Origin of the sequence: Lachnoclostridium sp. An169 (genome assembly GCF_002160525.1) — a bacterium.
Lineage (GTDB): Bacteria > Bacillota > Clostridia > Lachnospirales > Lachnospiraceae > Mediterraneibacter > Mediterraneibacter cottocaccae.
Genome location: NZ_NFKT01000001.1, coordinates 124,218 through 137,135, shown reverse-complemented (window position 1 = coordinate 137,135; position 12,918 = coordinate 124,218). Strand labels below are relative to the sequence as shown.

Annotated in this window: 10 protein-coding genes; all 10 read right to left on the bottom strand. The window is 47.6% G+C overall.

All coding sequences use genetic code 11. The features are described from left to right. Positions 1 to 102: 102 nt before the first annotated feature. The 10 genes from B5F07_RS22535 to B5F07_RS00585 all read right to left on the bottom strand — a co-directional run bounded on the left by B5F07_RS22535 (position 103) and on the right by B5F07_RS00585 (position 12,824). Positions 103 to 2,952: a GH25 family lysozyme gene (locus B5F07_RS22535; RefSeq protein WP_162613024.1), complete on the bottom strand. Its 2,850-nt coding sequence runs from the start codon at positions 2,950 to 2,952 to the stop codon at positions 103 to 105. A 123-nt stretch (positions 2,953 to 3,075) separates the two neighbouring features. Next, positions 3,076 to 4,611 (bottom strand): LCP family protein, encoded by a 1,536-nt coding sequence (locus tag B5F07_RS00625; RefSeq protein ID WP_087159343.1) that lies wholly within the window; start codon positions 4,609 to 4,611, stop codon positions 3,076 to 3,078. Between the two features lie 180 nt (positions 4,612 to 4,791). After that, complete coding sequence (locus tag B5F07_RS00620) at positions 4,792 to 5,067, bottom strand: HPr family phosphocarrier protein (RefSeq protein WP_087159342.1); 276 nt, start codon at positions 5,065 to 5,067, stop codon at positions 4,792 to 4,794. 45 nt (positions 5,068 to 5,112) lie between these two features. Beyond that, positions 5,113 to 6,414, bottom strand: coding sequence for a CdaR family protein (locus B5F07_RS00615; protein ID WP_191404488.1), 1,302 nt, complete (start codon positions 6,412 to 6,414; stop codon positions 5,113 to 5,115). Beyond that, complete coding sequence (gene cdaA / locus B5F07_RS00610) at positions 6,411 to 7,268, bottom strand: diadenylate cyclase CdaA (protein WP_087159340.1); 858 nt, start codon at positions 7,266 to 7,268, stop codon at positions 6,411 to 6,413. The genes B5F07_RS00615 and cdaA overlap by 4 nt, the downstream gene beginning before the upstream one ends. A 21-nt stretch (positions 7,269 to 7,289) precedes the next feature. Further along, positions 7,290 to 8,354 carry an MARVEL domain-containing protein gene (locus B5F07_RS00605; RefSeq protein ID WP_087159339.1) on the bottom strand — a complete coding sequence of 355 codons (1,065 nt, stop codon included), beginning with the start codon at positions 8,352 to 8,354 and terminating at the stop codon, positions 7,290 to 7,292. After that, positions 8,351 to 8,779 (bottom strand): hypothetical protein, encoded by a 429-nt coding sequence (locus B5F07_RS00600; protein ID WP_087159338.1) that lies wholly within the window; start codon positions 8,777 to 8,779, stop codon positions 8,351 to 8,353. Before B5F07_RS00600 ends, B5F07_RS00605 begins: the two co-directional genes overlap by 4 nt. Before the next feature lie 52 nt (positions 8,780 to 8,831). Then, the gene (locus B5F07_RS00595; protein WP_330397698.1) at positions 8,832 to 9,515 is read right to left on the bottom strand and encodes a ComF family protein; all 684 of its coding nucleotides are present in this window, start codon (positions 9,513 to 9,515) and stop codon (positions 8,832 to 8,834) included. Positions 9,516 to 9,526: 11 nt separating this feature from the next. Then, positions 9,527 to 11,737 (bottom strand): SF1B family DNA helicase RecD2, encoded by a 2,211-nt coding sequence (gene recD2 / locus B5F07_RS00590; RefSeq protein ID WP_087159336.1) that lies wholly within the window; start codon positions 11,735 to 11,737, stop codon positions 9,527 to 9,529. A gap of 97 nt (positions 11,738 to 11,834) precedes the next feature. Continuing rightward, positions 11,835 to 12,824 carry a rod shape-determining protein gene (locus B5F07_RS00585; RefSeq protein WP_087159335.1) on the bottom strand — a complete coding sequence of 330 codons (990 nt, stop codon included), beginning with the start codon at positions 12,822 to 12,824 and terminating at the stop codon, positions 11,835 to 11,837. Positions 12,825 to 12,918: the final 94 nt, after the last annotated feature.

Here is a 12,918-nt window from a genome sequence, read left to right as displayed (position 1 = left end):
GCTGTTTTCAGCGGCATTGACCGGAAAAGCACTGCTGAAAAGAGCAAAAGCCAGAATTATACTCAACACTCTTCCTTTTTTCATATATCTGTCCACCTCCCGTCAATTCACTGTAAATTCTTTATGCAAAGTAACTATGCTTCCTGTCTTGTCCATCACATCTACATAAATCTCATATTCGCCCGGATCTGTTGTCCAGTTAATACTTGACTGATCCGAAAAAGATTTGATTACGCCCCACTTCTGCCATCCGTCTTTCATCCAGACATATTTGTACTCCAGACCATATGTATTACCGGAAATCTGAGGAGCGATCTTTACCTGGGCGTCATTTCCCACCTGGCTGATTACAAGGTCTTCATATTTCCACTCACCCTGTGCTACTGTATAATCAGCACTCATAGTTTCCATATTTCCTTCACTGTCCCGGACGTCCACATAGATTCCATATTCTGCCGGCTCTGCTGCCATCCATTCCATACTGGTTCTTCCGGAAAACTGGGCAAGAACATCCCATTTCTTCCATCCGTCCGTCATCCAGACATATTTATACTCCAGTGCTGACTGTTTACTTTCGTCAATCCATTTTACAACCGGTGTTATCACAAACGACTCTCCATACGTCTGTGATGATTCAGGCGAGAAATTGATACTTTCAATCTTCCATTCCTTGTCCCACACCTCGAAATCCATGGTCTTTGTGATAATGTTCCCGGCTATATCCCTGACATCGACATAGATTGTGTAATTTCCGGGTTCATCAGGCTGCCAGACAGCAGAATTCTTGTTCGAAAACTGCTGGAATACACCCCACTTATTCCAATTGTCTTTCTCCCATACAAACTTATACTGCAGACCATACAGGTTTCCGCTCAGCTGTGGAGTAACCGTAATCCTGGTTTCTTTAACCTGTGGCGAAGAAACATTCGCTTTCACAGAATTATAACTCCAACTCTGTGCAGACACTTTCATATGTACATAGACAGTTTCCTTGTAACCATTCTGATCCTGTGCATCAACATAGAAATAATAATCTCCTGTCTCGGTAGGTATCCACGTCACAGACTTACTGTCTGAGAAATCCTGAATCACTCCCCAGGCATTCCATCCGTTTTTCATCCATACATATTTAAATTCAAGATCAGCGTTTCCGGCATTTTGTGATACCTGTGTAATCTGTGGAATAATCTGAATACCTTTCCCCACCTCTGCATTACCTGTAGTAGAGAGCTGAATATCGGAAAGTTTCCAATTCCTGTCCAGTATTTCAAAATCCACCGTCTTGGTTTCTATCACTCCGTTCTTGTCTCTGATATCCACATAAAGTGTATACTTTCCGGACTCTTTCGGCGTCCATACTGCCGTATTCTTTTTCGAGAAATCCTGTATTACATTCCAGGACTGCCAGTTATTTTTCATCCAGACGAATTTATATTCCAGTCCATCCGAATTACCTTCAACATTTCCTTTTACAGTAATACCCTGATTTTTCACCTGCGGTGCTGCAATATTCGTGGTCACGCCTCCATGATGCCAGCTTTGTATCTTATAAGGAATAGTTACCGTAACAATCTTTCCCCATTGATTCTGCACATCCATATATAATGTATAATCGCCGTCTTCTTTCGGAGTCCACACTGCTGTACTTTTCTTTGAAAACGCCTGAATCACATCCCAGGACTGCCAGTTATCTTTCATCCACACAAATTTGTACTCCAGACCTGACGTCGCTCCGGACACATCAGCAGATAATGTGATATCCTTTCCCGCAGTCTGCGGAGAAGCTATATCCGTCTTGATCGTATTCACCTGCCAGTTTTCAAATTCAAAATTAATATCAACCGGACCGTCTATGCCGTCAATCCGACCCGAAGCGGTTGCCTGCCACATTACATATTCTCCCTCATATGTACACTTCGGGTTATACTGCGCCACCCATTTATCCCACTGGGCAAATCTGGAGTCTGTAAGTATATTGGTAAACCAGTTCTTGTTTGCATAGATACCGACATCATAACCTGCTGCAGTGATCTTATTGCAAAACGCTTCTGCCATATCCCCAAGGGTCTTGGCTCCGAGTTTTGACTGATCATAACCTGTCCCCTCGTTTTCCAGGTCATAATAAACCGGATAGTCCGGATTATGCCCTTTCAGAAGGCGAAGGACATGATCCGCCTCACTTTTTGCAGATTCCACATTCATCGCATATGAATAAATATACACGCCATATGGAATACCGAGTCTTTCGCACTCCGAAACATTTCTTTCCCAGTATTTGTCATCCTGTGATGAATCATTTCCACCATAGCCACAACGGATAATTACAAAGTCAATATCCGAATCTTTTACTTTTTCCCAGTCGATTTCTCCCTGATGATGAGATACATCAATTCCCCTTGCAACTGCTCCTTCAATCTTGTCTCCCAGATTGTTAACAAAATATCCATCTACTTTACCCCAGGCATTGGGATCGTCACTGAACGTCATGATTTCTGAAGGCGTCCAGACTCCGTCCGTATAACGCCAGCTATTTTCAACCATCGGGCTTTCCGTTTTCTGAACATCCGGCTCCTCATTTATGGATGCATCTTCTGATACACTTTCATCCTCTTGCTCCGCAACAGTATTTTCTGCTGAATCGATATCCGGAGTTTCCAAATCCGACGCAGCGTTTTCTTCGGAAGACGCTTTTTCTCCACCATCTTCTTCGGAAACAGCAGCGTTATCTTCCTCCACATCGTCCCCGGTGGATTCGATGTTCTCTTTCACATCCTGCGCCACATTTTCATCAGGTACCGTACTTTCACTTGCGTTGTTATCGGCTGCATTTTCATTCTCTGCTTCCGCCGCTATCTGTGATGTAGTTTCGCCATCTGCTGCCATTGCTACAGAACCAAGATTAACAGTGATCATACTTGCCGCCAGAAGCAGATACAAAAACTTTTTCTTCATTATCTTATTGCCCCTCCTATTTCATTTTTCATGAATACTTTACTATTTTAATGCAAAAGACAAAAATAATCTATATAAAAAGTCTGGAATTTTCATTTTTTATGAAAATTCCAGACCTCAAAATCAGTTAAGCGGTTCTGCATCTTCTAATATGCCGCCTTCTTCAACTATATTCACCTCTTCTATAATCGAATCAATGCTGTTCCTATCCGGTTTTGTAACATAGAGCTGCTGTTTTCCGGACGAATAACAGACATCCTTTGCCCCGGTTCCTTCAGCCGCAACAGATTTAATCGTCCATGTTGCATTTGTTCCCAACTGATTACGTATGAGTCCTGTAAGCTGAGCCTGAGAGACATTCGTATCCACATTCTGGCTTACCTGATTCATAACGCTTCCCGCTTTAAGAAGCATAGTCGGGGAAAGCATCTTCTTCAGCATGGCAGTGATAACAGCCTGCTGATCTTTTCCTCTTGTATTATCACCATCCGGAACATTCTGTCTTTCACGGCTGAACGCCAACGCCTGTTCGCCGTTAAAATGGTTGATTCCTTTCTTAACATCCATCACATATCCCGAATCCTTGCTTGTCGTAAACTCATACTCGGAATACACATCCACTCCGCCGAGAATATCTACGATATCAATCATGGATGTAAAGTTCAGACGGACGTAATAATTAATCTCCGTCTCATACAGCTCTGCCAGCGTATCCATGGAAGCATCCACTCCGTAAATACCTGCATGAGTCAGCTTATCTTTTTCTCCCTTTGATATCCCCGGGATCTCCACATAATAATCTCTCGGAGTAGTAACCAGAAGCACCTGATGGGTCGTCGGATTCACTACCGCAATAATATTTACATCGCTCCGGCTTGTCTGTGAAATATCACCATAGACATCAATACCGCTGATATACACCGTAAACGGCTTTTTCGTCAGACTGTCATCGGAAGAGGAATTTCCCAGATTGAGTTCCACACGGATCGAATGCTGGTAAATAATCTTCACGCTGTCTTTGTATCCCGGAAAAGCTTCCTCCAGAAGATCGGTATACGCATCATTATAGAGGATCGCTTCTACCTTTCCGTCATGGAGAGCCGTCGCCTGGTCCTGGACAGAATCAAATTCCGTCATATTAATGTCGCGCCCCAGTTCCTCCTGGATATCTGTAATTGCAGCCTGCATATTATCTCCGCCCCGTTCAAACTGAACGCCGAAGTTGTAATCTGCCGCTCCCTCTATGCTCTCAGCGGGATCGTCTGCCAGAACAGCCACCACCATATTATTCACCTGGAAATTTCCATCTGTAATCATCCCCAGCACGCCGTTTGCCTGTGCAATATAGAACGTTCCCATCGACAGGCAGCCGACCAGGACAAGACTGAACACTTTACCGGCAATCCCCCGCCTTTTTCTGGCAATCTGGGTATTCAGTGTAATACACCAGAGGAAAACCAGCACCATCGCAATCAGAGAAAGATATTTCAGCGGCAGTATATTGATCATCATCAGAACCGCCATAAATGCCAGGCTCAATATGGTCTGCAGTATAATGCAGAACGCTCCGAACCTGTTATTATTCTGATTTCTTCTCGACCTTCCTCTCTGTTTGCTCCTTCGTCCTGTCTTATCGGATGTTCTCTGCTTCTTTGACATAACAAAATTCCTTTTCGTTTATTCAAGAACCCGTCTCCCCGACGACCGGTTCCCATCTCTGAATACAACTTATTTGCTGCTTAATATATCCCATTCCCGTATCAGTCATACAAAACCGTATTCTAGCAGTATTTCAGGTATTTGTCAATTGCGGAAGCTGTCCACTTTTCCGCTGTTTTCTCACTCGCCGAGTCCGTCTTTTACAATCTGCAGCATCTTGTCCAGTGCTTTCTGCTCGTCTTCCCCCTCGCAGATAATCGTAATCTCGTCTCCGCTCTTAATGCACGCCCCCAGCACGCTGAGTACGCTCTTTGCGTTCGCCGTCACATCTTCATGTCTTGTTCTCTTCTGCACGGTAATCCTACTTTTGAACTGCATGGCAGTTTTGCAGAACAGCCCCGCCGGCCGCAGATGAAGACCGGTCGGATTCTTGATTGCCACTTTATCGCTAACCATCCTGTATCAACTCCTTGTATTCATTCATACGGGCAAAAAGCGCCGTTATTCTTCTGCCGTAGTGTCTGACGGCTTTTCTTCCGCATCCGTCTGCGGTTCTGACTCCTTCTCCTGAAGGGTCAGCTGAACACTCGCCTCATCAATCAGGGTAATTCCCTCCGGCACATCCACCAGGACCGGAACTGTATAAGTTCCCGGTCTCGTATAGGGAGAAAGGTCTACGGAAACAGCATTGCTGATATCCAGTACGTCCAGCCTGGACTGTTCTCCCTCAAACCTGAGCGACACTTTTGCGTCCACCTGATAGGACACCTCAAGGTCTTCGGACAGATTGTTAATTCTGATCGAACTTACCAGTACATCAATCGTTCTCGTTCCATCCTGTTCGATCAGCGCCGTTACAATAACATCCCCTGCGCTCTCCTCGACAAGTTCTACACCGTCGGGAAGATAGGGGCGGATATCAATCGTCTGCACCACATTCTCCGTAGCGCCTTCTATGCTCAGCGCCGCGGCGGGTATATCGATCGAATCCACGCCATTCACCACATCCGGATTTCCGCAGATTTCCACCTGCTCCGGTTCACTGGAACAGCCTTTGTATTCGTATCCGCCAGCCGGTGTTCCCGAAACGCTGAACGTCATGGGAACGCTCTTCTTCTTCAACACTTCCACATTCACGGTAATCCCGTCATCACCCAGATTATTGCTGAGCTGGTTCTGATCCATGGAATTCCCATCATCATCATAAAGCACCAGATCCGCTTTGATTTCCTGGCTTTCTGAAATCCCCGAAACGGAGATGCTGGCGGATGCCCGGCTGATCTGATCAATGGTCGACTGCGGTCCGGCTATCGTAACCCGCTCCGGATTCACAGTCATATCCCCAAGTTCAAATCCGTCTCTCGGCGTCCCGACTGTGGTAACTGTAAGGGTAAATACTTTCGTGTTCGTCTTTTCCGTCACAATCTGCAGATTTCTCGGAACAGCCTCCGCACTCTCGTAATCTCCCTCAAAACCCTGTATCGTAATCTCGATGGGAACAAGCCCGGTAGATGAATCCATCTCCGAAATATCTGCTGTAGCCACAATGTCAGATGGCTCAATGCTCTCCAGAACCGAACGTTTGGCGGAAACCACAACGCTGGCCGTCTGGCTCCCCACTACCCGGTACACATTCCCTCCCTGGAGAATGATATCATCGTTTGCTATATTCACCTGGATATTGGAGAAGGTCGTTCTCGAAATCGGGTTGTCCACATTCGCTACAATAAACCAGAGGAAGAACGCAAAGATAAATGCCACGATTTTCAGGCCCAGATTTCTTGTAAGCTTGTACTTATTCATGTTCTGCGCCATCCTTTCCGTATCGTAAACTTCTTCGGCTCGGAATTCCTGTACTGGATTTTCTCCAGGCACTTCCGCAGTTCTTCCTGGGTCACGCCGCGGTTTAAGTTTCCTTCCAGTGCCGTCGATACAAGACCGGTTTCCTCCGACACGACAATCACAAGGGCATCGCACACCTCACTCATGCCAAGAGCCGCCCGGTGCCTTGTACCGAGTTCCTTGCTGATTGACATGTTATCCGAAAGCGGAAGGTAGCAGGTTGCGGATGTAATCCGGTCGCCCCGGATAATTACAGCGCCGTCGTGAAGAGGTGTATTGTGCTCAAAAATATTGATCAGCACCTGGGACGACACTTTACAGTCCAGTTCAATTCCGGTCATCTCATATTCTGTCAGCTGAATCGCCTGTTCAACCACAATCAGTGCCCCCGTACAGACGCTCCCCATCTCAAAACAGGCCCGGACAATACTATCCGCCGTCTCATCGGAAAACCGCTGATCTTCCTTCCCCCGGTCAAAGGGATTGATCGTACTCAGAATCTTCTTCTCGCCGAGCTTTTCCAGGGCGCGCCTGAGTTCCGGCTGGAACACAACAACAGCCGCAACAGCCAGTACATTGATCGACTCTCTTGCAAGAAAGAGAATCGTATTCATCTCGAAGAGGAATGCGATAAGAATAAAAACCGCAAGTGTAATAATCCCTCTGAGCAGCATCCACGCCTTTGTATTTTTGATCCACAGTATGATCTCATATACAATGACTGTCACAATCAGGATTTCAATTACATCCTTGATGTGAATGTTGGGAAAATAATATGTGTAATTTTTAAGGAATGTCCTGATCCAGTCCATCATACTGCTGCTTCACCGCCTCTGTTATTCCCGGAGATCCTGATTCTGATCCAGTCCCAGTTCTTTGCTCAGACTTCTCGTCAGAAGGATCTCCTCTGTATTTTTTTCACTGTCCGCATCGTCAGGCTCTTCTTTTTTCACACCTGCCGGTGTCTCTTTTCCACTCTGTTCCGTAATGTGCTTGACTTTCTTTTCCGGCACAGGAACTCCAACCTTCGGAACAGCTTTTACATAATAGTAGTATTCGTCATCCTCAAACTGTATATTCTCCGTCCTGGAATAGTCCACGGAGAAAAAGAAGAACTCCAGGACAATTCCGACGAAAGCTCCCAGCACGGAGCTAACGATTGTACTCACATAGGATACATGTGTTCCCAGCGCTATATTCCCCGCTGCAGTCACAATCACACACACGCACGCTCCCGCTGCGGAAGCAATCTTCCATGCATGCTCAACCGGTCTGGTGCGGATCAGATTCACCACAAGAATCCCGAGAGAAACCGAAAGGACCATCAGCCACATCTCCCGGTTTGTAACTACCTGTCTGGCAAAATTCATCAGGCCCGTAACCATCCCGTCTGCATCCGCTCCCTGAAGCACGGTTGTGGAAGTCTTAACAAAAGCCGCCATGTAATATGTAATAATTCCGCAGGCCGCAGGCACAATCCACACCGGAGTCCCCAGAAGTCCGAATACAATCGGCAGGACAAACGGGATATGGAGGGCAAATGCCAGTGCAGAAGCCAGCAGAAGCCATGCCTTTTTCGGAGTAAACCGAAAATAAAATATGTACATCAGAAGAAAAATCAGCAGGGAAACGATCGTGATCGGAATCGACAGTGCGTAAAAATGCACCAGAATCAGTGCCGCTGCCGCAAGTACCATCACAATCATCGGGAAAAATGTACAGAATACCGCAAGTCCCAGCGTACAGAAAACCGACGACGCCATCTCCATATATCCCACGTTGGCATTGATCAGTCCGAACACCAGAAGCCCCAGAATAAACTGAAGTCCTTTTAAAATATAGATGGAATAAGCGGCATACACTTTCTGCAGCCTTTCTCTCCAGACAAGTAATGTACTCATGATCTGTTGTTCTCCTTTTCATACATCTTTTCAATCCGGGAGAGATCCCGGTAGTATTTTTTCACCCGCTGCTTGGCCCGGGTATGTTTCTTTTTATAGAACTTTCCTGCTCCGATCCCATAGATAATGAACAGTGCCAGATATGCACACACCGCTGTTGCAGCCAGGATAATCAGCTTGAAGATCGTAAGGTCTTCCATCAGTGTGTCTGCCGTACAGATTACTGCCAGCCCCCCTGCAAGGATATAGCCCACCGTCACCCAGATCAGTGTAATCCAGGTATTAAGGCTTGCATAATCTTTTTTATAATAGCTGCTGATCTTTACATCTTCTTCGGCGTGTTCCTTCTCATAAACAGCAGCCTTTGTCATCAGCCTTATTCTTCTTTTATCAAGCATAACGATCACCGTACACCCTTCACGCATCCGTCCGGACGCTCATTTATTTCAGTCCATTATGTTTTAGTATATCATATACTCAGATACCTTGTCCAATGCTTATGGTCAAAAAATAGACATTTTCGGCTCCTGCCTTTCTCAGCACCTTTGCCGCATGTTCGACTGTGCTCCCTGTGGTGTAAATATCATCCACCAGAAGAACATTTTTCACAGGTCTCCACTTTCCGGAAACAGCGAAGGCGCCCTGCAGGTTTTTCTTTCTTCCTTCTGTATCCAGTTTTTTCTGGGGAACCGTCTTCCGAATCCGGAACAGCACATCTTTTCTCACAGGAATTCCGGTCAGGGCACCGATTTCTTCTGCCAGTATCTCCGCCTGGTTATACCCTCTTTCCCGCCTTTTTGAGCGGTGCAGAGGAACCGGAATAATCTCCCGGACCCGCCAGCGCCCGATCTGCTTCTCATATTGTTCCATCATTTCCCGGGCAAATACTTTTCCGTAACTGCGCCTGTTTTTATACTTGAACCGGTAAACAGCCGCCGGCACCGGATCCCTGTGCAGCCAGAGGGCCTTTCCCTGGGTAATATAAGACTTCCTCTTCCTGCAGTCTGAGCAGTATTCCTCCGTCTCGTCTTCCAGCGGCTTTCCGCAGTGCATGCAGCACACGCCGCCCACGGGGACAATCTTCTTCCTGCAGGCCGGGCAGATGCCGTTTTGCGAAATCTCCCCGCAGAAAGGACAGACCGGCGGATAAAGGAGATTCAGGAATCCCCGGATCAGAATTCCCTGATGCGTTCCGCCAGGCTGGTATATCTGGACTGTTCGTTTTTGTTTTGTATCATTTCCTGAAATGTCTGATCACTCCCAACTATCGTGAGACATCTTTTTGCCCTTGTCACTGCCGTGTACAGAAGATTCCGGTTGTACAGAAGCCGCGGCCCGGGCAGAAGCGGGATGACAACCGCCGGATACTCACTGCCCTGGGACTTATGTACCGTGATGGCATATGCCAGTTCCAGTTCTTCCGTCATATCAAAGCTGTACTTTACCTTCCGCGATTCATCAAACTCAACTTCCACTGTCTCGGTATATTCGTTAATCTCCGTAACGATCCCCATATCGCCATTGAAAATTCCCATTCCTTTATCCACAGTCAGGCCGAATTTTGTACACACTTCCCACTCAAGCTGATAGTTGTTCCTGATCTGCATGACCTTGTCCCCTTCCCGGAACAGTCTGCCGTTGATCTCCCTTTCCGTCTTCTTCGCATCAGGCGGGTTCAGATATCTCTGCAGAATCGTGTTCAGCCGTTCCACCCCGAGAAGTCCTTTCCGGGTCGGAGTCATCACCTGGATCTCATTGGGCGAAGCCCCCACATATTTCGGCAGTTTCTTCAGAATCAGCGTGATTACCACGCTGATAATCACATCTGCATCCTGTCTTTTCAGGAAGAAGAAATCCCGGCTTTTATTATCCAGAACAACCATCTCGCCATTGTTGATTTTATGGGCGTTGACAATAATATCGCTCTCCCCTGCCTGCCGGAAAATCCGGGTCAGCGTAACCACCGGGAATCTCTGAGATGCAATGATATCTTTCAGTACGCTCCCGGGTCCCACGGACGGGAGCTGATCCACATCTCCCACAAGGACAAGACGTGTCCCCGGCACTACCGCCGACAGCAGTGCGTGCATCAACGGAAGATCCACCATGGACATCTCATCGATGATAATCACATCCGCTTCCAGGGGATTCTGCCGGTTCCGCATAAAACCGCCGGAATTTCCCTCTTCCTCCGGGTTGCCGTTTACCTCAAGAAGTCTGTGAATCGTCTGGGCTTCATAACCCGTAGCCTCTGTCATCCGCTTCGCTGCGCGTCCGGTAGGCGCCGCAAGAAGAATACTCATGCCCTCGTTGTCAAAGAACCGGATCATCGTATTGATCGTCGTAGTCTTTCCCGTTCCCGGTCCTCCGGTGAGAACAAGAAGTCCGTGCTTGATCGACTCGATCACCGCCCTGTGCTGCATGGGATCCAGCTGAATCTTCTCGTTTTCTTCCACTTTCCGCAGACGCTTCTCCATCATCTCCTCCGGCATCTCGCAGTCGATGTCAAGATCATGGAGCATCTTGGCGGTATTCAGCTCGAGATAGTAATAATGTGCCGGATAGACCCGGATCTCCCCGTCCGTTTCTTTCATAACGGTCTTGTGTTCAATACAGAGATCCATCACATATTTCTCAATATTGGGAATCTCAATCTCCAGAAGTGCCGCCGCACGTTTCAGAAGCACATCCTGGGGAAGGTAGATATGTCCTTCGCCCACGGCCTGCTGAAGCGTATAGAAAAGTCCGCTGCGGATCCGGTAATCCGAATCGGTGTGAATACCGATCTTGGCGGCAATCTCATCTGCTGTCCGGAACCCCACGCCTTCTATATTGTCTGCAAGCTGATAGGGATTCTCTTCCAGAACTTTGTATACACGTATACCGTAATACTGGTATATTTTTGCAGCAAGTTTTGTGGAGATTCCGTACTTCTGAAGATAGATCATCGCCTTGCGCATGTCTTTTTTCTCTTCCACCTGCTCCGCGATCTCTCTCGCCTTCCGCTCGCTGATCCCCTTGATCTCAGCAAGGCGCTCCGGCTCTTCCTCAATAATCCGGAATGTATCCTCCCGGAACTTTTTGACAATTCTGCCGGCCAGTGCTGCCCCCACTCCGCGGATGGCTCCGGAACCGAGATACCGCTCAATGGAAACGAGATCCTCCGGTTCTTTCACCGTGTGGGAAGCCACCTTCAGCTGAGTTCCGTAAACACTGTGATTGACATATTCTCCGGAAAGCTCCATGAGCTCCCCCTCATTTATAAAATTAAAATTTCCCACACAGGTTACTTCCCCGTCATCGTTCTCCAGATGGAATACCGTGTAGCCGTTTTCCTCGTTGCGGAATACGATATGCCCCACATAGCCTGTCACTACTTCCACATTTTATCCCTCTCTCACGTACAGATTCACTTGCTTTTTCCCGCAAATACGCAGAAAAGGGGTGCAGTCTTCACGCACACCCCATTCCCGCTTTTCTCTAAAAATCCTTTCGTCCGCTCATAAACTCCACAAACTGTCCGGTACCGATTGCCACAACCTTCATCGGATCCTCCGCAGTCATGGTATTGATTCCCGTCTTTTCCTCAATCAGCTCTTCCAGCCCGCGAAGCAGCGAGCCGCCACCCGTGAGGACAATTCCCCGGTCCAGAATATCCGCCGACAGTTCCGGAGGCGTCTGTTCGAGAACTGCAATGACTGCTTCCACGATCTGGCTTGTAGACTCTCTCAATGCCTCCTCTGTCTCGGAAGAAGTCACAGTCACTGTCTTGGGAAGCCCTGTAACAAGGTTTCTTCCCCGCACTTCCATAGTCTCCTCCTCCACGAGCGGATAGGTGGTACCGATCTTGATCTTGATATCCTCAGCGGTCCGTTCACCGATCAGAAGATTGTGCTTCTTTCTCATATAGCGGACTATGGCCTCGTCAAAATCATCCCCGGCAATCTTTATGGATGTATTGACAACAGTTCCACCCAGAGAAATCACCGCGATATCGGATGTACCTCCCCCGATATCAACAATCATGTTTCCGCATGGTTTCGATATGTCAATCCCTGCTCCTATGGCTGCTGCCACCGGCTCCTCGATCAGATGCACTTCCCTGGCTCCGGCTGCAAACGTAGCTTCCTCCACCGCTTTCTTCTCCACCTCAGTAACGCCGCTGGGGACACAGATGCTGATGCGCGGTTTCTTGAAGGTGCGCTTTCCGAGAGCTTTCTGGACAAAATACTTGATCATCTTCTCCGTCACCGTATAGTCCGAGATAACTCCCTGTCTGAGAGGGCGCACCGCCACGATATTGCCCGGTGTCCTTCCAAGCATCAGGCGCGCTTCCTCGCCGATGGCCTTGATCACATTCGTATCTCTGTCAAAAGCGACAACCGAAGGCTCTTTGAGCACAACACCTTTTCCCTTCACATACACCAGTACGCTGGCTGTTCCTAAATCTATTCCAAGATCTACCGACATAATGACTCTCCCTTCCAAAATTCTTTATACTCTTCTCCCTTTGCGTTCCTCGCATAAACCTTTTTCTCAAATATACCCGGCCCGCTCCGGACAT

What these genes read in the sequence shown, in the direction of transcription:
- B5F07_RS22535 (WP_162613024.1), bottom strand. Translation starts at nt 2,952, where the DNA reads ATGAAGAAAAAGTTTTTGTATCTGCTTCTGGCGGCAAGTATGATCACT.
- B5F07_RS00625 (WP_087159343.1), bottom strand. Translation starts at nt 4,611, where the DNA reads ATGTCAAAGAAGCAGAGAACATCCGATAAGACAGGACGAAGGAGCAAA.
- B5F07_RS00620 (WP_087159342.1), bottom strand. Translation starts at nt 5,067, where the DNA reads ATGGTTAGCGATAAAGTGGCAATCAAGAATCCGACCGGTCTTCATCTG.
- B5F07_RS00615 (WP_191404488.1), bottom strand. Translation starts at nt 6,414, where the DNA reads ATGAATAAGTACAAGCTTACAAGAAATCTGGGCCTGAAAATCGTGGCA.
- cdaA (WP_087159340.1), bottom strand. Translation starts at nt 7,268, where the DNA reads ATGATGGACTGGATCAGGACATTCCTTAAAAATTACACATATTATTTT.
- B5F07_RS00605 (WP_087159339.1), bottom strand. Translation starts at nt 8,354, where the DNA reads ATGAGTACATTACTTGTCTGGAGAGAAAGGCTGCAGAAAGTGTATGCC.
- B5F07_RS00600 (WP_087159338.1), bottom strand. Translation starts at nt 8,779, where the DNA reads ATGCGTGAAGGGTGTACGGTGATCGTTATGCTTGATAAAAGAAGAATA.
- B5F07_RS00585 (WP_087159335.1), bottom strand. Translation starts at nt 12,824, where the DNA reads ATGTCGGTAGATCTTGGAATAGATTTAGGAACAGCCAGCGTACTGGTG.